This window comes from Planococcus chinensis, from assembly GCF_042681545.1.
In the GTDB taxonomy this organism is placed as follows: Bacteria; Bacillota; Bacilli; order Bacillales_A; family Planococcaceae; genus Planococcus; species Planococcus chinensis.
On record NZ_JBHUFW010000009.1, the window covers coordinates 44,897 to 63,637 of the forward strand.

The 18,741-nt window shown below is 52.3% G+C and carries 16 protein-coding genes; 10 read left to right on the forward strand and 6 right to left on the reverse strand.

Annotated elements, in window-relative coordinates; all coding sequences use genetic code 11:
• Positions 1–26 precede the first annotated feature (26 nt).
• The 3 genes from ACFSDB_RS11990 to ACFSDB_RS12000 form a co-directional block, all read right to left on the reverse strand.
• Positions 27–704, reverse strand: coding sequence for a response regulator (locus ACFSDB_RS11990; protein ID WP_204893506.1), 678 nt, complete (start codon positions 702–704; stop codon positions 27–29).
• A complete protein-coding gene (locus ACFSDB_RS11995; RefSeq protein ID WP_377340181.1) occupies positions 705–2,288 on the reverse strand; it encodes an ATP-binding protein in 1,584 nt (527 codons plus the stop codon).
• Between the two features lie 205 nt (positions 2,289–2,493).
• The gene (locus ACFSDB_RS12000; RefSeq protein WP_204893503.1) at positions 2,494–3,390 is read right to left on the reverse strand and encodes a MerR family transcriptional regulator; all 897 of its coding nucleotides are present in this window, start codon (positions 3,388–3,390) and stop codon (positions 2,494–2,496) included.
• Positions 3,391–3,644: 254 nt separating this feature from the next.
• Here ACFSDB_RS12000 and ACFSDB_RS12005 point away from each other — a divergent pair, with 254 nt between their 5' ends.
• From ACFSDB_RS12005 to ACFSDB_RS12015, 3 genes are read left to right on the forward strand one after another with little or no spacing between them, the layout of a single operon-like run.
• The gene (locus tag ACFSDB_RS12005; protein WP_204893502.1) at positions 3,645–5,126 is read left to right on the forward strand and encodes an aldehyde dehydrogenase family protein; all 1,482 of its coding nucleotides are present in this window, start codon (positions 3,645–3,647) and stop codon (positions 5,124–5,126) included.
• Positions 5,127–5,145: 19 nt separating this feature from the next.
• Positions 5,146–6,309 (forward strand): saccharopine dehydrogenase family protein, encoded by a 1,164-nt coding sequence (locus ACFSDB_RS12010; protein WP_204893501.1) that lies wholly within the window; start codon positions 5,146–5,148, stop codon positions 6,307–6,309.
• A gap of 27 nt (positions 6,310–6,336) precedes the next feature.
• Entirely contained in the window at positions 6,337–7,530 is a 1,194-nt protein-coding gene (locus ACFSDB_RS12015; RefSeq protein ID WP_204893500.1) for an acyl-CoA dehydrogenase family protein, read from the forward strand.
• A 56-nt stretch (positions 7,531–7,586) separates the two neighbouring features.
• On the opposite strand, the gene ACFSDB_RS12020 is transcribed toward ACFSDB_RS12015, so the two are convergent.
• The gene (locus tag ACFSDB_RS12020) at positions 7,587–8,495 is read right to left on the reverse strand and encodes a diacylglycerol/lipid kinase family protein (protein ID WP_204893499.1); all 909 of its coding nucleotides are present in this window, start codon (positions 8,493–8,495) and stop codon (positions 7,587–7,589) included.
• Positions 8,496–8,594: 99 nt separating this feature from the next.
• Here ACFSDB_RS12020 and ACFSDB_RS12025 point away from each other — a divergent pair, with 99 nt between their 5' ends.
• The 5 genes from ACFSDB_RS12025 (at position 8,595) to ACFSDB_RS12045 (ending at position 14,535) form a co-directional block, all read left to right on the forward strand.
• Positions 8,595–9,788 carry an alanyl-tRNA editing protein gene (locus ACFSDB_RS12025; protein WP_204893498.1) on the forward strand — a complete coding sequence of 398 codons (1,194 nt, stop codon included), beginning with the start codon at positions 8,595–8,597 and terminating at the stop codon, positions 9,786–9,788.
• A 58-nt stretch (positions 9,789–9,846) separates the two neighbouring features.
• A complete protein-coding gene (locus ACFSDB_RS12030) occupies positions 9,847–11,979 on the forward strand; it encodes a beta-propeller domain-containing protein (protein ID WP_204893497.1) in 2,133 nt (710 codons plus the stop codon).
• A 92-nt stretch (positions 11,980–12,071) separates the two neighbouring features.
• Positions 12,072–13,211, forward strand: a complete 1,140-nt coding sequence (locus ACFSDB_RS12035) for a zinc-dependent alcohol dehydrogenase (protein ID WP_204893496.1) — start codon at positions 12,072–12,074, stop codon at positions 13,209–13,211.
• A gap of 94 nt (positions 13,212–13,305) precedes the next feature.
• Positions 13,306–14,061 carry a threonine/serine exporter family protein gene (locus ACFSDB_RS12040; protein ID WP_377340185.1) on the forward strand — a complete coding sequence of 252 codons (756 nt, stop codon included), beginning with the start codon at positions 13,306–13,308 and terminating at the stop codon, positions 14,059–14,061.
• A 12-nt stretch (positions 14,062–14,073) separates the two neighbouring features.
• Positions 14,074–14,535, forward strand: coding sequence for a threonine/serine exporter family protein (locus ACFSDB_RS12045; RefSeq protein ID WP_204893495.1), 462 nt, complete (start codon positions 14,074–14,076; stop codon positions 14,533–14,535).
• Between the two features lie 165 nt (positions 14,536–14,700).
• Here the strand turns inward: ACFSDB_RS12045 and ACFSDB_RS12050 are convergent, their stop codons facing one another.
• Positions 14,701–14,874 (reverse strand): hypothetical protein, encoded by a 174-nt coding sequence (locus ACFSDB_RS12050; protein WP_204893494.1) that lies wholly within the window; start codon positions 14,872–14,874, stop codon positions 14,701–14,703.
• The gene (locus tag ACFSDB_RS12055) at positions 14,862–16,868 is read right to left on the reverse strand and encodes a bifunctional diguanylate cyclase/phosphodiesterase (protein ID WP_204893493.1); all 2,007 of its coding nucleotides are present in this window, start codon (positions 16,866–16,868) and stop codon (positions 14,862–14,864) included. Before ACFSDB_RS12055 ends, ACFSDB_RS12050 begins: the two co-directional genes overlap by 13 nt.
• A 173-nt stretch (positions 16,869–17,041) precedes the next feature.
• On the opposite strand from ACFSDB_RS12055, the gene ACFSDB_RS12060 reads away from it, so the two are divergent.
• The gene (locus ACFSDB_RS12060; RefSeq protein WP_204893492.1) at positions 17,042–17,635 is read left to right on the forward strand and encodes a copper resistance CopC family protein; all 594 of its coding nucleotides are present in this window, start codon (positions 17,042–17,044) and stop codon (positions 17,633–17,635) included.
• The gene (locus ACFSDB_RS12065) at positions 17,632–18,693 is read left to right on the forward strand and encodes a copper resistance D family protein (protein ID WP_204893491.1); all 1,062 of its coding nucleotides are present in this window, start codon (positions 17,632–17,634) and stop codon (positions 18,691–18,693) included. Before ACFSDB_RS12060 ends, ACFSDB_RS12065 begins: the two co-directional genes overlap by 4 nt.
• The last annotated feature ends 48 nt before the right edge of the window (positions 18,694–18,741 follow it).

Sequence of the window (18,741 nt, forward strand, 5' to 3'; positions counted from 1 at the left end):
CAAATTAATAATTTTGTTCATAAAGTTCACGGCTGGGGGAAGTAGCGCCTTTCGGGCCTGCCGATTGTGCCGTAAAGCAATTCCGCAATCGCCAGGTGCTCGGTGACCAGGTGTTCGAGGTAGCGCCTCGCTGTCGAGCGGCTCATTCCACAAGCGGCTCCCATTTCTTCCGCCGTCATTCCTTCGGGTGAGCCGGTGAGCCGGTCCCGGATGCGGGACATGGTGTTCGGATCGATGCCTTTTGGCGTTTCTGCAGCTTCAAGGGAATTTCGGCGGTCCATATTCCATAGCCGTTGGATGGCCGCTTCGTCTAACGTTCCGTCTTTTTCAAGCGCCCGCTTTTTTTCCTGGTACGCCAGCAGGCTTTCCTGGAAGCGCCCGAAAGTCAGCGGTTTGAGAATATAATCCGCGACACCGCTGCGAAACGCTTTTTTCACGATTTCGGTTTCCGACGCCGCTGTGATGAAAATGATGTCGGAGTCCGGGCTTTCCTTTTGGATGAATGGAAGAAGGTCGGTGCCTTTCATATCCGGCAGGTAGACGTCCAGCAGAATCAGCTGCGGCTTCAGGGCTTCGATCCAGTCTTTCCCTTCTGCGCCGTTATGGGCAGAGCCCACCACTTGGAAGCCGTCGATTTTTTCAATGAATCGCTTGTGGATATCCGCTATACGCTTATCGTCTTCAATGATAAGAATTTCAATCATTTATAATTCCTCCGTCTTTATGGAAATGATGAACAGCGCGCCGCCAAGGTCGCCTGTCTCCATCGCGATTTCGCCGTGAAGGTCGCGCACGCTTTCAAAGACCTTGACCATGCCGTAGCCGCGGTCGTCGCCCGGCTTGGTGGAAATCCGTTCTTTAAAAAGAACCGGCAGGATGGATGGGTCCAACCCGGAACCTGAATCTTCCACTTCAATCAGTATCTCATTGCCGTTATCAGCAATCAACAGGCGCACAATCCGTTCTTCTTCCGGCAAGTGTTCGACCGCTTCAAAGGCGTTCGCTACCAAATTTCCGAGGATCGAGACAAACAGGCTTTTTTCGAATTGGGCCGGAAGTTCGTCCAAGTAACTGTCTTCGTCGAGCAGGAAGCGCACTTTCAGTTCCCGCGCCCGGTTGTAGAGCCCGATGACCAGACCGCCAAGAAACGCATCTTTCAGCCGCGTCGTAACGAAGTGCACGAGCGACTGCTGTTCCTCGGTTTCATGATGGATCAATTGCATCGCTTCTTCGAGCGAATTCAGCTGGATCAATCCGGAAATGGTATACAGGGAATTTTGGTGTTCATGGGTCTGTGCACGCAGGGCTTCAGCATATTGCCTGACCTGTGAAAGTTCGCTCCTGAGCCCTTCAATATCCGATTGAAGGCGGAAACTTGAAACCGCGCCGACAATCTCATCACCCATCAAAATCGGAATGCGGTTGACGATCGTCTTCTTCCCAAGGAAATTCATCGGCCGGTCCAGTTGGGGCTCGCCTGTCTCAAGCACTTGAGGCAGCAGCGTATTCGGCAATACATCATCAATGGCTTTTCCGATGAGCCGGCTGCCTTCCGGCAAGGACAGCATGTCATACGCCGCAGCATTCGCCATCGTGACTTCTCCGGTCTTGTTGACCATGATGATGCCTTCCCGGACGGATTCGATCAAGGCGTTCCGTTCATTGTAGAGGTTGGCAATCTCTGTCGGTTCGAGGCCGAACAACGTTTTTTTGATGTTATGTGCCAACACCATCGAACCGAACAAACCGATCACGATGGCAATGAAAACGATGGCGCTGATGGAGTCCAAGTATTCATGGAAGACGGATGCCATATCGGCTTTCAGGAATCCGACGGAGATCACGCCAATGATCGTGCCGGCTTCATCGCGGATCGGAGCCTTGCCGCGCAGGGCAGGGCCGAGGGAGCCGGTAGCTTCAGAAATATAGGACAACCCTTGGACAAGCGCTCGTTCGTTATCATCGCCGACCATTTTTTTGCCGAGCCGGTCGGGCATCGGATGCGAATAGCGGATCCCGTCTTTATTGCCGATGACAACGTATTCAGCGCCGGTCTGCTTGCGGATCTCTTCAGCGATCGGCTGAAGGGCTGCCGCAGGATTCGGGGCCGAGAAGCCTGCCTGGATATCGGGCCGTTCCGCGGAAGTCACCGCAATGTTCAACGCCCGCTTTCCGACCTGTTCCTCGATGGCATCGGAAATGGTCATATAAAAGAGAAGGCCGGCGACCACCATGGCGGTGGAGATGAAAAATGCGCCGAATAAGAAGATTCTTTGCTGCAAAGACATATCTGCGTCACTCATTTCAGTGTTGATGGAACATCCTTTATTTACCAAATAGATATAGAAAAAAACGCAAAAGGGTTACTTTTGCGCCGTTTCTTCTTTTTCTGCACAGTCGAAGCAGAATAGTTCACCGTCGATATAAGTGCCGTCCAAAAACCCGTCGCGGCAATAAACGTCTTTGCCGCAATTGCTGCAAGGTCCGATAAGCTCACGCATCCTGAAGCCCGGCGGCGTATATGTACATCGCTTCTTTCAGGTATTGGGATAGCCCCTGGCCATGCTGGTCGATGTTGCTTGCAAAACGCTGGTCTGATGCGTAAAGGTCAGCAAGCCCGCGGAACATTCTCGGTGTGCAGTCATAGAAGCGGTTGAGCAGCGTGTAATAAGCCTGCATTTCAACTTGGACTTCAGCGGTATCGGCTGGAAGGTGCATGAGAGAAGCGACCGCCGAGTAGATGCGGTTGCCTTCACGGTTGATCTCTTCCAGATCCTCTTCCTCTTTTTCCGGCTTTTCTTCTATTGCCGGTGCTTCTTCGTAAACTACCGCTTCCGCAGGATCTTCAGCTGTAAACGAATTGCCCTCGCCACCCGTCTCTGCTGCAGAGGCGGTTGCCTGGACAAGCGCTTCAACCAGCTCCGGTTCTTCCGTTTCAGCCGCTTCTTGCGTAATCAGCTCTTCTTGGGCCAGTTCCGGAATTTCCATCTTGTACAAATTGATGTTGTCGGCGGAATTTTTGATGGAGAATGCAGCGAAACGTTCTTCATTTGTCAATGAAAGTGCGCCGGCGTTTTCAAGCAATGTCTGCTCGGCGTTTTCGATCAATCCTTCCAAGCGCGCTTTCTTCTGGCGAAGAAGTTCAATGTGCTGGGTCAGTGCAAAATTCGAATCAAAGCCGTGCTCCACGACTTCCTGGATTTTTTTCAATGGAAATCCGAGTTCTTTCAAGAAAAGGATCTGTTGGAGCAACTTCAAATCTTCGCCGTTGTAATAACGGTAACGGTTGGCTCCGATATTGGAGGGTTTCAGCAACCCGATGCTGTCGTAATGGTGGAGTGTGCGGACACTGACTCCTGCAATCTTTGCTACTTCCTGTACTTTGTACACGATTATCATCACCTCTACCTTTAGATTAGACTATTACGAACCGTGAGTGTCAATAGAATAAAAAGAAATTCTCTGAAATGGCACATTGTTCACAAAGAGGCAGGGGAACGCATTTTCTAAAACGGGTCTATTCACTCACAATTATTATAGAAAGAAAATTCTTAATTTTACATTTGAGGGGGTGGCAGTTTACAAGGGGCTGTGAAATAATGGGATTGATAGCGCTTTCAAAAAATACATAGGAGGGATTCAAATTGAAATTGACCAATTATGTGAACGGGAAGTGGCAGGACGCTGCAGGAGCTGAATTTGCTCCCGTACTGAATCCGGCTAATGGGGAAGAATTGGCACAAGTGCAGCTGGCGACAGCAGAAGATGTCGGAGCCGCCGTAAAGGCCGCAAAAGCAGCACAGAAAAAATGGGCGAAAGTCCCTGCTCCCAAACGGGCGGATTATTTATACGAAATCGGGCGTCTGATGAAAGAACGGAAAGAGCATCTGGCCCAGGTACTGACTAAGGAAATGGGCAAAGTGATTGAAGAAGGACGGGGGGAAGTCCAGGAAGGGATCGATATGGCTTATTACATGGCAGGCGAAGGGCGCCGGCTGTTCGGAGAGACGACCCCCTCGGAGCTTGCCGATAAATTCGCCATGAGCGTCCGTTCGCCGATCGGAGTCGTTGGGCTTATCACGCCCTGGAATTTCCCGGTGGCCATCGCTACATGGAAATCCTTCCCGGCGATTGTGGCGGGAAATGCATTCCTGTGGAAACCGGCGACTGAGACGCCGATGATGGCATATGAAATGGCTAAAATCTTTGATGAGGTCGGGCTGCCGGAAGGCGTCGCCAATATTGTCTTCGGCAGCGGATCGGAAGTCGGGACTGCAATGATTGAACACCCGGATATCCGGGTCATTTCATTTACTGGCTCGACGGAGACAGGTCGCAAAGTAGCGGAAGCCTGTGGGCGCAACCTGAAAAAAGTATCCCTTGAAATGGGCGGGAAAAACGCCGTGATCGTTATGGAAGATGCGGATTTGGACCTTGCCGTCGAAGGGATTCTATGGAGCGCGTACGGGACGGCCGGGCAGCGCTGCACTGCCTGCAGCCGCGTCATTGTCCATAAGGATGTCAAAGAGGATCTGCAAAAGCGCCTCCTTGAAAAAATCGGAACACTGACCATCGGGGATGGGCTCGATGAGTCGGTCAAGGTAGGCCCGGTCATCAATAAGAAAGCGTTGGAGAAGATCCACTCGTATATTGAAATCGGCCAGCAGGAGGGGGCAACACTCCTCACTGGGGGCACCATCCTGTCAGAAGCCCCTTACGATAAAGGGAACTATTACGCACCGACAGTGTTCTCGGAAGTGGCGCCGGATATGAGGATTGCGCAAGAGGAAATTTTCGGTCCGGTCGTTTCCATGATTGAAGTCGGAAGCTTCGAAGAGGCGATTGAAGTCAATAACAGCGTTATCTATGGTTTGTCGAGCTCCATCTATACACAGGATGTCAACCGGGTGTTCAAGGCGCAGCGCGACCTGGATACGGGCATCGTCTATATCAATGCCGGCACTACGGGCGCGGAAATCCATCTGCCGTTCGGCGGGACCAAAGGGACCGGAAACGGCCACCGGGATTCAGGCGTCGCGGCGCTCGATGTCTTTACGGAATGGAAAAGCATTTACGTCGACTACAGCGGCAAACTGCAGCGTGCGCAAATCGATAACGACAACTGAAGGGAAAGGGGCGAGGAGGATGAAAGTAGCGGTATTGGGAGCAGGGTTGATGGGAAAGCAGGCTGCCGGTGATTTGGTGGAAAATCCGGAGGTGGAAGCAGTCTTCTTGGCGGATCTTCATGTCGCACAGGCCGAATTGTTCAAAGAGCAATTGGGGAGCGCCAAACTGCACGTGCTGCAGCTTGATGCCAACGATGACGAAGCGCTCGCAGCGGTGATTTCAAAAGCCGATGTGGTGGTCAATGCGCTGTTCTATACTTTCAATGAAAAAGTGGCGCGGACTGCGCTTCAGTGCGGCGTCCATGCGGTCGATCTGGGAGGCCATATCGGCGGGGCAACCGATGCGGTCTTGTCGCTCCACGAGCAGGCAGAAGAAAAAGGGGTGACGCTCATTCCGGATTTGGGGGTCGCGCCCGGAATGATGAATATTCTGGCCGGGTACGGGGCAGGAAAGTTGGACCGCGTTCAGGACATCCGCATATTCGTCGGCGGCATTCCCGTGGAACCGGAGCCTCCGCTCGAATACAATCATGTGTTTTCTTTAGAAGGCGTGTTCGACCATTACAGCGACCCGTCGCATGTCATACGGAACGGCAGGGAAGTCGAGGTCCGGTCTTTATCCGAAATCGAACATGTTGAATTTGAAGGCTTCGGCGAACTGGAGGCCTTCCATACGTCCGGCGGCACGTCGACGCTGATCGATACGTTCAGCGATGTGGACACGCTCGAATACAAGACCGTCCGCTATAAAGGGCACGCAGAAAAATTCAGGCTGCTTGTCGATCTCGGATTCACCGATCGTGAAAAAACCGTTACGGTCAATGGCGTGGAAATCAGGCTTCGGGATGTCCTGCGTCAAGTGCTGGCGCCAATAACCGCGCTTGGTGAAAAGCAGGATGCCGTCCTGCTTCGGGTCCGCGTCTCCGGAACGAAAGATGGAGAAGCGCTCACATATGAATACAATATGATTACGCTGCGGGAAGATGCGGGCGTAACGGCGATGGCGCGGGCGACCGCGTATACGATTTCGGTCGTTGCCCAACTGATCGGCAACGGCACCATCAGCAAACGAGGATCCTATCCGCCGGAACTCATTGTCCCGGGGGATGTCTATATCAAGGAAATGGCAAAGCGCGGTGTGATGATCGAAGAAGCCGTGCACCGTTCCGCTTACCAAAACTGAAGCTTCGAACACGAAGGGGGAATACAGATGGATTTCGGATTTTCACAAGAACAGGAATTGCTCAGAAAAACCGTGCGGCAATTTGTCGATGACGAAATTGTGCCGCATATTGCCGACTGGGACGCCGGGGGTGCATTCGATCCGGCAATCTGGGAGCGGCTGAGAGACCTAGGGCTGATGGGGGTCTGCATTCCGGAGAAATACGGCGGCAGCGGCATGGACTATAATTCCCTGGCCATTGTCTGCGAAGAACTGGAACGCGGCGATACGGCTTTCCGCACCGCGGTTTCCGTGCACACCGGCCTGAATTCGATGACGCTTCTGCAATGGGGGACAGAAGACCAGAAACAGAAATATTTGATTCCCCAGGCAAAAGGCGAGAAGATCGGTGCTTTCGGATTGACGGAGCCTGGGGCCGGATCCGACGTAGCGGCATTATCGACAACCGCTGTACGGGAGGGGGATGAATACGTCCTGAACGGGCAGAAGACCTGGATTTCGCTGTGTGACGTGGCGGACCACTTCATCGTCTTCGCCTATACCGATAAAGCGAAAAAGCATAACGGCATCAGCGCATTTATCGTCGAACGGACGCGGGAAGGGTTTTCCTCAAAAGCGATTAAGGGCAAATACGGCATCCGTTCCGGAAATACGGGCGAACTTTTTTTCGACGATTTGCGGATTCCGGCAGAAAATCTATTGGGCGAAGAAGGGGAAGGCTTTAAAATCGCCATGGCTTCGCTCGATAACGGGCGCTTTACTGTAGCGGCCGGGGCAGTCGGCCTGCTCATGGCCTGCCTGGAAGAAAGCGTGAAGTACTGCCATGCACGGTCGACGTTCGGCAAGCCGATCGGCGATCACCAGCTGGTCCAGCAAATGATCGCCAATATGGAAGCTGGCTATCAGATGAGCCGGCTGCTCGTCTACCGTGCCGGCGAGATGAAAAACAAAGGGATTCGCAATACCCGTGAAACCTCGCTGGCGAAATGGCAGGCGTGCGACTTCGCCAACAAAGCGGCAGACGATGCGGTGCAGATCCACGGCGCCTACGGTTATTCGGATGAATATCCAGTCGCCCGTTTTCTGCGGAATTCCAAAGCGCCGGTCATCTATGAAGGCACGCGTGAAATCCATACCATCATGCAGGCGGAATACGTTCTTGGAAAACGCAGCGATAAAAAGCTGAACCGCATGCTTCCGGACTGGCCGGCAGAAGGATAAAAGCAACCCGAGACAAGGCAAAAAAAAGGATGAGCGCAACCCGCTCATCCTTTTTTTCATTCCGGGAGAGTTTCGGCCGCAGGACGCGGCACCAGCATCATCAGCTGTTTCGGTTGGATGCGGATATCCAGGGGGGTCGTCAGATAGACTTCGCCATCGGTATCCACCTGCATCTCATTTTCCGTCCGGATTTTGATATTTTTCCCTTGGTAATGAGTGATGTATTCCAGGTCATCCGGCGTTATATTCGGCCGGCTGAGCGAGAACCATTCACGGATAGCAGCGAGTGTCGCTGCCTGGATGATGAATACATCCAGCAGGCCGTCAGACGGGCTGATTTCCTCCATCGGCAGCATATGCGTGCCAATCGATTTGCCGTTCATGATCAGCACAGCTTCGCCTTTTTCGGCATAGTGGATGCCGTCCACTTCCAAGTCCACGGAAAATGGCGCAGATTGCCGCATCGTCTGCAACGCACTCATAAAATAGCTCAGTTTGCCATAGCGTTCTTTCAGGTCGGGGTCGATGTTGAGCGAAGCGTCGGTAATCAGGCCGATGCCAGCAAAGTTCAAAAACGAACCGTCATTGATAAGAGCAGTGTCGATTGCCTTGATTTCGCCGTCAACAAGCGCTTCGGCCGCTTCTTCAAGGAGCAGCGGAATGTTCAATGTGCGGGCGAAATCGTTGCAGGTGCCGCTTGGCAAGATGCCAAGGACCGGCGGGTTGTCCAGGCCGCTCAATGCCTGGACGGCTGTATGGACGGTGCCGTCGCCGCCTGCCACAAAAAGGGCGTCGCACGAAGAGCGGCAGGCTTCTTCAAACTCTTCCTGGGAGTCCGTTTGGATCAGCTCCAGATGCTTGGAGGCGCGCGCGAGCGCCGGTACTGCCAAAGGGATGATGGTGCCGCTCGTGGACGCTCCCGCAGTGCCGTTATACAATAGAATGGAACGATCAAATCTCGGCATGCTTATTCCTCCTAAAAGTGCTGTCGGTATTCATTTCCACTAAACAGAAGCTGGTAAACACCGAAGCAAGGGGCCGAAAACCGAAAGGAACGATCATTGATGACCTTGAAATTATATTACGAAAATCCTGAAATGAAAGAAGCGGAAATTGAAGTGATCCATACCGGAAAGGACAGCCGGGGCGACTATGCTGTTCTGGACAAAACGCCCTTTTACCCTGAGGGAGGCGGACAGCCGGCAGATACCGGAACAATCGGCACAGTACGCGTGCTCGACGTGCAGACTGCAGAAGGCGAGATCCGGCATTACACCGGTGAAAGGGTCGAAGCGGGCGGCTACCGGGCGTCGCTTGACTGGAACCGTCGGTGGGACCATATGCAGCAGCATGCGGGCCAGCATGTGCTGAGCGCTATTTTCGATGACGGATATGGATTGAAGACCAGCAGTTTCCATTTGGGAGCGGAACGGGTGTCCATCGATTTGGATGCGCCGGAAATTTCTCCGGAAATTCTGCAAGAGGCAGAAGAGGCGGCTAACGAAGTGATCCGCCGGCATCTGCCGATCACGGTGCAATGGGTCAGCGACGCTCAGGCGAAAGCGATGCCTTTGCGCAAGCCGCCTGCTGTCAGCGGGGAGATCCGTTTGGTGGAAATCGGGGAAGTCGATTTGAATGCCTGCGGCGGGACGCATCCCGGAAATACCGCAGACATCGGCCAAATTAAAATCATCAGCACGGAAAAATCGAAAGGCGGGACCCGGGTTTATTTTCTTTGCGGAGGCCGGGCGGCAAGCTATTTCCGCGAGCTCATCCGCGTTTCGGACAAGCTGGTCGGTCTGTTGAATGCCCCTTTGCAGGAATTGCCGGCAGCGGCAGAAGCGGTACTGGACGAGAAAACGGCGCTTGAAAAAGAGCTGAAGGAAATCCAGTCGAAATTGCTCCAGGCAGAGGCAGCAATGTTCCAGCCGGACGGGGATGGAGTGATTGAAAAAGAATTCACCAACCGTTCAGTGAAAGAAGTCCAGCAATTGGCGCGGCTCGTGGCCGCGGACTTTCCGAAAGCCTATTTGCTTTTTCTGGTACAGGATGCTTCGGGCATGAGGTTCGTCTGTGCGAAAGGCGCGGAAGCGGAAGGGGACGTCCGGGACGTGCTGAAGGAATTGCTGGCACTGACGTCCGGCAAAGGCGGAGGCAACGCCGGTTTTGTCCAAGGCGGCGGAGAAAATTCGCAGTCATCGGTGGAATTAAGCAAGGCTTTCCGCAGAGTTGTTAAAAATATGCAGGGAATTCTGTAACTTTTTTCAGTGGGGACTGTCTAATGGGAAAAGTGAGCCTCGAAAGGCGGGAGCAGGGATGAAACGAAAAAGCAAATGGCTGGCGGGGGCTGTAATCATTGCAGCAATCGCCATTGCAGCAGCGTTCATGTTTGAAAAAGTGGCTGTAAGCGCCCCGGCAGTCGCTTTGTCGGAACAGGGGTGGCGGGTGAACTTCTCTTCTGTGCTTCAGCCCGGAGCTGTGGCCGAAGGCGATATCTATTTGACGGATGCAGCCGGTGAAGCGGTCGAGACGGAAATGGTGCTATTGAAAAACCGGCAGACGCTGGAAATTCCGCAGCTGCCGCCTGGAGAGTATAAGCTCCACATCAAAAATTCAGCAGTAGCCGGCAGTTTCTTCAAGACACTGGAAAAAGATGAAGTCGCATTTACAGTGCAGGAGAAAATCCAGAGCGTATCAGGCGAAGAAGAACTGAAAGCGTATTTTGAACAGCTGCTTGCTCTGCAAAAGAGCAATGAAGGAAAAGACGGAATGGCCGAGAGGGCTGGCGGGACCGAAGAATCGTCAGACAGCTCGGGCGGCAGTGCTGAAGGCGGCGATTATTCCACAACCAACAAGCAGGTGGAAGGTGTAGACGAAGCGGACATGGTGAAAACAGACGGTTCCTACATTTACTCCATAAGCGAGAACCGCGTTGTCATCTCGGATGTCCGAGATCCGGCAGATTTGAAGGTTGCGGATGAACTGGTATTTAAAAAAGAATGGTATCCGCAGCAGCTGTTCCTTTCTGGGGATGTGCTGGCGGTGCTTGGCAACCGGTATGTCATGCAGCCTGCAGACGGAATTGAAGAAGGGATCTATCCGCGCGACGGAATGACGACGGTCTCGCTATACGATGTGAAAGATCCGGCATCGCCTGTGTTGATCCGGGATTTCGGCACAGAAGGCTATTTGAATGGCGCGCGCTTGGCGGACAATGTGCTGTATTATGTCACGAATGTCTATCCCGATTTCTGGCGGATGGAAGAGCAGGACGATGCGGAGCTCCGCCCCCTCACCTATGATTCCAAGGACAGCGGAGACATGAAAGCGATGGAATACAGCAACCTGGCAATTCTGCCCGGAACGATGTCCGGCAGCTACAGCATCATCTCTTCCATCGACCTGTCCAATCCTGCGGAGAACGAAGTCAGTACGAAAGGCTTCCTCGGCGGCAGTGAACAATTGTATATGACGAAAGACCATTTGTACCTGACGGCCGCAGCCTATCTGCCGGCAGAAGAAGATACACAAGGGGAGGACGTGCGGATCTGGCTGCCGCAGCTGGCCAATACCGCAGTTTTCAAGTTCAGCCTCAAAGGCACGGACGTGCAATTCCTGGCATCGGGCGAAGTGGCCGGAACCTTGCTGAACCAATTTTCAATGGATGAACACAACGGCTATTTCCGCATCGTGACGACGGAAGGATTTTCATGGAATGAAGACGCTCCTTCCAAAAATCATCTGTTCGTGCTTGACGCCGGCATGAAGCAGGTGGGATCTGTTGAAGATTTGGCGAAGGGTGAGCGCATCTACTCTGCACGCTTTATCGGAGACAAAGCCTATATGGTGACATTCAAGGAAACCGATCCACTGTTTGTCATCGATGTAGCCACACCTTCAGCCCCAAAAGTCCTGGGCGAATTAAAGATTCCCGGCTTTTCAAACTACCTGCATCCATTGGATGAAAACCATCTGATCGGGTTCGGATCCGATACGAAGCTGGAGCCTGTGAAGGACGGAGAGCCGCGTGTCGTGACAGGGGGCATGAAGATTTCCCTCTTCGATATCAGTGATTTTGCAAATCCGAAAGAAAAGGACACGGAAATCATCGGGGGGATGGGCACCTATTCGCCGCTCCAATACGACCATAAAGCCCTGTTCGTCCACGAAGCGAAGAATCTCTACGGATTCCCGGTGACAATGTACAAGGAAACAGGCGCCAATGCAATCGAGTTTGAAGGGGAAGGCGCGGTGGTCTTCTCCATTACAAGCGGCGGCATTGAAGAAAAAGCGAATTTGGTGGAACCGTCGAATATGCAATATGAAGATTGGGAAAAAAGCGTTCAGCGCCTGCTCTACAGCGGCAATACCCTGTTCACGGTCGCAAACGGCGAATTGAAAAGTTTCGAGCTTGAAACGTTCGAAATGAAGGATCAAATCGGGTTCTAATCTAAAGCCATTCTGCAAATTTGCGGAATGGCGTTTTTCTTTGCCCGATAGGGGGAAGAGATAAAGTATTCTGAAAAGACGGAGGAGATTCGATGAAAGCTGTAACGTTTCAAGGCACAAAAGACATGCAAGTGAAAAACGTAAAGGACCCCGAACTCCAGAAAAAAGACGATATCATTGTAAAAATAACCTCAACGGCGATCTGCGGCTCGGATTTGCACATCTACCAAGGCGCTTTGCCGACCCGCAAAGACTATGTCGTCGGCCATGAACCGATGGGGATTGTTGAAGAAGTCGGACCTGAAGTGACCAAGGTGAAAAAAGGCGACCGCATTGTCCTGCCATTCAACGTGAGCTGCGGACATTGCCATTACTGTACTCACGATATGGAAAGCCAATGCGATAACTCGAATGGAAATCCGCATTTCGATACCGGCGGCTATTTCGGCTTCACGGAGCGCTACGGTGATTACTCGGGTGGCCAGGCGGAATATTTACGAGTTCCTTACGGAAATTTCATGCCGTTTGTCATACCGGAATCTTCTGAGCTGGAAGATGAATCCGTGCTGTTCCTGTCCGACGTTCTGCCGACAGCTTGGTGGAGTGTGGAAAATGCAGGAGTGAAGCCGGGAGATACAGTAGTTGTCCTCGGATGCGGTCCAATCGGCTTGATGACACAGAAATTCGCCTGGATGAAAGGGGCTGAACGCGTCATCGCTGTTGACGAAATCCCTTACCGCATGGAATTGGCGAAACGGATGAATAATGTGGAAGTATTAGACTTCTCGAAGTATGACAATACCGGTGCCTTTATCCATGAAATCACAGCGGGCGGCGCCCACGTGGTCATTGATTGTGTCGGAATGGACGGCAAGAAATCACCGGCAGAAGCGGTCCAGCAGAAATTGAAGCTGCAAGGCGGAACGCTCAGCGCTCTCGATATTGCCAAAGACGCTGTCAGCAAATTCGGGACGATCCAATTGACCGGGGTATACGGCTTGACTTACAATATGTTCCCGCTAGGCAATATTTTCGAACGGAACGTTACGATGAAAATGGGGCAGGCGCCGGTCATCCACTTGATGCCGATGCTGTACGAAAAGATTGAGAACGGCGAATTCGACCCGCGCGAGATCATTTCACACATCGTGCCGCTTGAAGATGCTGCCGATGCTTACCAGATTTTCAATGACCATATGGACGATTGCACAAAAGTCATCTTGAAACCGTAAGTGATTTGCTGAAACGAACGCTCCGCATCAGCGGGGCGTTTTATTTTTTGTCCAAGTGCGCTATCATGAAAAGAAAACAGAAGGGGGAAACTCGGTGGCTCAAATTGGAGAAACACGGCGCGAGCTTGCCCTCGATTGCTTTTTACTGGCAGGGAAATTGATGATGGAAAATGGAGCGGAGACTTACCGCGTAGAAGACACCATGATCCGCATGGCCAGATCGCAGCAGATGAATGACTCCCATTGCTTTGTCACGCCGACCGGCCTGATGTTCTCGCCGAGCGATGAACTGGCAACACGTTTTGTCCGCATCAACGACCGGCGCACCGATCTTGAGCGGGTCGCACTGGTGAATTCCGTCTCGCGCAGATTGGTCTCAGGGGAATTGACCTTGCAGGAAGCTTATGATGAATTAACAACGATCAACCAGACCAATTATATGTTCAATATATGGATCCAGATTCTGGCGGCAGCCACTGCGAGCGGCTGTTTCCTGATTTTGCTCGGCGGCACCTGGAGCGATTTGCCGTTCGCCTTTTTATTCGGCGGCACCGGGTTCATCATAGTCGAAACCATCCTGGAACAAACCCGCGTGAAGTTTTTCGCGGAATTTGTCGCGGCGCTGGCAATCGGCATCCTGGCCCTCTTATCGGTCAATTCAGGTATGGGAACCGATTTGGACACGATTATCATCGGTTCGATCATGCCGCTAGTTCCCGGATTGCTTATTACGAACGCTGTCCGCGATTTGATGGCGGGGCATTTTGTGTCGGGCTTGTCGAAAGGCGCGGAAGCCTTCTTGACGGCATTCGCCATAGGGGCGGGCATCGCTTTGGTTTTATCATTTTAAAGGAGGGGTTGGATGAACTGGCCACTTGAAGCATTTCTCAGTTTTCTGGCCGCTGCCTCGTTCGGCGTCATTTTCAATACGCCCAGAAGGACGCTTCTCAGCTGCGGGCTTGTAGGAATGACCGGCTGGCTCATTTATCGGGCATTCGAACTGCTCCTTGAAGATCCAGTCCAGGCGACTTTTGCCGGCGCGTTCGGTGTTGCGCTAGTAGCGCATCTTTTAGCGAAAAGGTTCAAGATGCCGATGATCATTTTCAGTGTTGCGGGCATCATTCCGTTGGTGCCGGGGAGCAAGGCCTACAACGCCATGCGCAATATCGTCGAAAACAATTATTTGGAAGCCATCACGTTCGCTTCAGAAGCGCTCATGATTTCAGGCGCTGTCGCCATGGGGCTTGTATTTGCAGAAGTATTGATGCAGATTGTCTTTAAGCAAATGGCCAAACGGGTGCAAAAGAAAATCGGCATGACCTAGAAGCGATTTCTAGGCATGCCGATTTTTCATTTGTGTTCAGCTCTAACGGGGCCGAGAACCTGAACGGCCGTTTCCGCTTTTCTTTTGTCCAGCTCCAACGGCCAGGTTCTCGGGTCATAAGCCGATCTGGCTGTGCGGCAAAAAGCGCCGCTTCGCCAAACCGTCTTATGCCTGTCGAACCTGAACGGCCGTTTCCGCTTTTCTTTTGTCCAGCTCCGGCACCCAGATTCTCGGGGTCATAAGCCAGCCCAGCTGCGCGGCAAAGAGCGCCGCTTCGCCGGTCCATCTTATGCCCGTCGAATCTACATGGGCGCCTCCGCTTTTCTTTATTTCATCCACTTCTCCAAGTCTGCGGCTTCCATCGGGTAGCCGGAGATATAGCCTTGGATCATGTCGCATTCCATGGCGCGCAGCAGTTCGAGCTGTTCGTTCGTCTCGACGCCTTCAGCTGTGACTCTCAAGTCGAGGCTCTTGCCGAACTGGATCATGCCTTTGATCAATTTCTGCATTTTTTCCTGCTTGGTGATCGATTTGATGATCGAGCGGTCGATTTTCAAGTTCTTGATCGGCAGCATCAGCATGTAGCGGAATGCCGCATAGCCGGTGCCGAAATCGTCCAATGTGAAGTTGATGCCGGCCTGGTTCAGCTGCTGCATCTGCTTGACAATCGAGCGTTCCGATTCCGCTTCAAGCGCAAAACGTTCCGTGATTTCGATCGTCAGGTTCTTCGGATCGCAGCCATTGGTCTGGATCTGCTCCAGGAACGCCTTCGCCATGTCTTTGTCCCGGAACTCGCGGATTGAAGTATTGATGCTGACATTGATATCGAGTCCGCGCGAATGCCAGTCTTTCAGCTGTGCACAGACCGTCTCCAAGACGTATAAGCCGATTTCATGGATCATGCCGTTTTCTTCGGCAATCGGGATCAGCTCATCGGGCGTGACAATTCCGATTTCGGAATCCTCCCAGCGCACCAATGCTTCAACGCCGTCCATCTTGCCGGTCTTCAAGTCGATCTGCGGCTGGTAAAGCAGGCGCAGGTTGTGGCGGTCCAGTGCATGGATCAGCCGTTTCTCAATCATGGATTTGCGGTTCAAACGCTCATGGTCATCTGCCGTAAGGACCGAGATGGCGCTGCCGCCGCGCTCTTTCACTTTTTTGATCGTCGCGTGCGAAGCTTTGATCAGGTGTACGAACGATTGCTGATCTTCCGGGTAGCGCGTGATGGCGCCGCTGATGGTCATCGGAATGGCCATGCCTTGGATGTAGATCGGGTGCTGCTGCAAATAATGCATGAAACCTTCGATGAACCAGTTGCTGAGCGGCGTCACCAAAGCGAATTCGTGCAGTCCGGCACGGGTGATGATCGTATCCGAGAAATACATGCGGAGCCGCTTCGTGAATTCGATGAGCAGTTCATTTTCCGTATCGGTGTCGGAAACATCGCGCAAGGTATAGAAACGGTCGATATCCAAGAACACGAACGAAAAATTCTTTTGCTCCTCAATGAATTCATTGACGATCTGTTCCAGGCGGTGCCGGTTCTCAAGCCCTGTAACCGGATCGACGAACGCGATTTCTTCCAGATGGTGCTGGGCTTTCTTAGCAGCTGTAATATCTTTTTCCAGGAAAATGTAATAATTTTCGTCGCCCTTGATTTCCATCGGGATGGCGGTCAAGTCGACCCAATATTCTTCGCCGTCTTTTTTCACTTTTTTAGTTTGCCCGTTCCAGACTCTTCCGCTCTTCAAGGTGCTGATCAGCGTCTCGACAAAACGGACATCTTCAGGGTCTTCGCTGAACATTTGCCAAATCGGCTTGCCTAAGATCCGCTTCGGCGTCCACTTGCTCAATTTCAAAAACAGCGGATTGGCATACGTGATGAGAAATTCCTCATCAAAATACAGCAGCATGAACGAATCGTCCAAGCCGCTCCGCAGGCTGTTCAGTTCCCGGCTCGCCGAGCCTTCTTCATCCGCATCATCCACCTCGAAAATCGACATGACATATTGGCTGCCGTCAGCCGCAAACGCCTTGGTGACAATTGTCGTATATGTCCGTGTTCCGTTTCCTAAACCGACTTCCACATCCTCAAAGCGGATGGGGTCTTTGCTATGTATGACGGTTTCCCAAGGGTGTTTGTAGAAAGCCGCTTTTTCAGGATTCATATAAGGATACAACTGGCCCTTGATCGTATCTGTCTGCAGTTGAAAAACACGTTCTGCATGGCGGTTGCACCACACAACAAGTCCGTCTTTGTCCATAATGATGATGGGAAAAGGGATATGGTTAAAAACGAGATTATCTGATAGTAGTTCTTGCAATTCACTCATTCCATGACGCTCCTTCTCCGTAGGCTAACTTCATTATAAAGAAGAAAAGGACTATCGTCATCCTTTTCAAAATATTCCAGCCGATTATTTTATGAAACAATCACTATGCTTATTTTAACAAGCATGAGAGAATGGTGGAAGAAAAAATGAAAAAAATGATAAATGAGGTATGAATGATGAAAAAAATAATGATGCTCCTGATGGTTTTTCTGATGCTGACGCCGTTCGCGGCGCACGCCCATACTGCTTTGACCGATTCCAACCCGGCTTCCGGCGAAACCTTGGCCGAGCAGCCCGGGCAAATTGAATTGACGTTCAATACGGATATTGAAGAGGGAAGCTCCATGGCCCTCCAAGGTCCTAACGGAGCAGTGGAAGTTGCTGAATTGTCTCTGAACGCAAACATGATGTTCGGCTCAGTGCCGACCGACTTGGAAAACGGGTCTTACACGATTTCCTGGAAAATTATTGGAGCAGACGGCCATCCGATTGAAGGGGAAGTTCCGTTCAGCGTCGAAATCGCCGCGCCAGCTGCAGAAGAACCTGAAGAAGAACCGGCAGAAGAATCAGCCGCCACAGAGCCCACGGCAGAACCAGCCGCCACAGAGCCCACGGCAGAACCAGCCGCCACCGAGAAACAGGATGGAATTGAAGGGGCAGCTGCTGCAAGCGAAGAAGAGAACGGTTTTTTGACAATCGGCCTTGTGCTGTTGCTGGTAATTTTAGCGGGTGCGGCCATTCTTTTGCTGGTTAAGAGAAAACGATGATTTGGTTCACGGCCATTTCCGACATTCTGCTTTATGTGGCGTTCGCTTTTGCAGCAGGCGCCATCGCATTGAAATTCGTTCCGGAAAGCCAGAAGCCCGTTCTTAGGGATTCCCGTGGCCTGTTAGTGGGAAGTGTTGCCGGCATTGCGGTGTTCTCGGCAGCGCCGGTCATTGAATTGGCCCTTTTCCTGGAGAACGGCGAAGGATTTTTCAAAACATTTGCCGACACGCTGCTCAATTACCGCGTCGGCAATGGCTGGGTCATTACCGTCTTGTTTTCTGTATTGCTTGGCGTTACTTTATATTATAATGGTTCAAAACAGATGGCCGCGGGGTATGCCGGCTTGCTGATCCTGGCGGTCGGATTTTACAGCCACGTGTCGACGGTCAACCTTTGGGGTGGTTTTGTAAGCCACTCCATTCATTTCCTGGCGCTTGCCTTATGGGGCGGCATCCTGCTGCACGTAGCCTGGTTCGCCAAAGAAACGCCGAACTGGAGCCGGTTCCTTGACTGGTTCACGCCATTCGCCTTTGCCTGTGTCGGCATTCTGCTCGCAAGCGGGGTGGTGATCATGCTGTTTTTTGTGGATCTGGCGGATTACGCAAATTCCTGGGCGCTGCCTTACGGGCAATGGCTGCTGTTGAAACACCTAAGCATCCTGCCGCTTCTTGCGGCGGCGATGGCGAACGGGCTGCTCAATAAACGGCGCCTCTATGAACGGGCTTGGCTGCGGGCAGAAAGTCTGCTGCTCCTTCTCACGCTCGCTCTGACAGCGTTCATGAGCAAGGAAGCCCCGCCGCATAACGTCAATGAAACCTTCCGGTCGGAAGGGGCCGCGCCGCTGCTAGAGGGGCTGAAAGGTCCGCAATATTATCCGATTGATGCCGGGTTCGCTGTATCCGTCAATGGTCTCTTGCTGTTGGTGGTCAGCATGGTCTGCCTTGGGCTGATGATCCTCGGGTTCAAGCGGAACCTGTCCGGCTGGTTTTCCGTCCTGTTGGGCGTTGGGTTCATTTCTTCCGCGTATGCCGGCCTGATGATGAACACCATTTTTTAAAATAAAACAAAAAGCCAATCTTCCGGGATTGGTTTTTCATTTGGGAGA

What these genes read in the sequence shown, in the direction of transcription:
- ACFSDB_RS12055 (WP_204893493.1), bottom strand. Translation starts at nt 16,868, where the DNA reads ATGAGTGAATTGCAAGAACTACTATCAGATAATCTCGTTTTTAACCAT.
- ACFSDB_RS12020 (WP_204893499.1), bottom strand. Translation starts at nt 8,495, where the DNA reads ATGCCGAGATTTGATCGTTCCATTCTATTGTATAACGGCACTGCGGGA.
- ACFSDB_RS12025 (WP_204893498.1), top strand. Translation starts at nt 8,595, where the DNA reads ATGACCTTGAAATTATATTACGAAAATCCTGAAATGAAAGAAGCGGAA.
- ACFSDB_RS12010 (WP_204893501.1), top strand. Translation starts at nt 5,146, where the DNA reads ATGAAAGTAGCGGTATTGGGAGCAGGGTTGATGGGAAAGCAGGCTGCC.
- ACFSDB_RS12060 (WP_204893492.1), top strand. Translation starts at nt 17,042, where the DNA reads ATGATGAAAAAAATAATGATGCTCCTGATGGTTTTTCTGATGCTGACG.
- ACFSDB_RS12035 (WP_204893496.1), top strand. Translation starts at nt 12,072, where the DNA reads ATGAAAGCTGTAACGTTTCAAGGCACAAAAGACATGCAAGTGAAAAAC.
- ACFSDB_RS11990 (WP_204893506.1), bottom strand. Translation starts at nt 704, where the DNA reads ATGATTGAAATTCTTATCATTGAAGACGATAAGCGTATAGCGGATATC.
- ACFSDB_RS11995 (WP_377340181.1), bottom strand. Translation starts at nt 2,288, where the DNA reads ATGTCTTTGCAGCAAAGAATCTTCTTATTCGGCGCATTTTTCATCTCC.
- ACFSDB_RS12045 (WP_204893495.1), top strand. Translation starts at nt 14,074, where the DNA reads ATGAACTGGCCACTTGAAGCATTTCTCAGTTTTCTGGCCGCTGCCTCG.
- ACFSDB_RS12065 (WP_204893491.1), top strand. Translation starts at nt 17,632, where the DNA reads ATGATTTGGTTCACGGCCATTTCCGACATTCTGCTTTATGTGGCGTTC.
- ACFSDB_RS12015 (WP_204893500.1), top strand. Translation starts at nt 6,337, where the DNA reads ATGGATTTCGGATTTTCACAAGAACAGGAATTGCTCAGAAAAACCGTG.
- ACFSDB_RS12030 (WP_204893497.1), top strand. Translation starts at nt 9,847, where the DNA reads ATGAAACGAAAAAGCAAATGGCTGGCGGGGGCTGTAATCATTGCAGCA.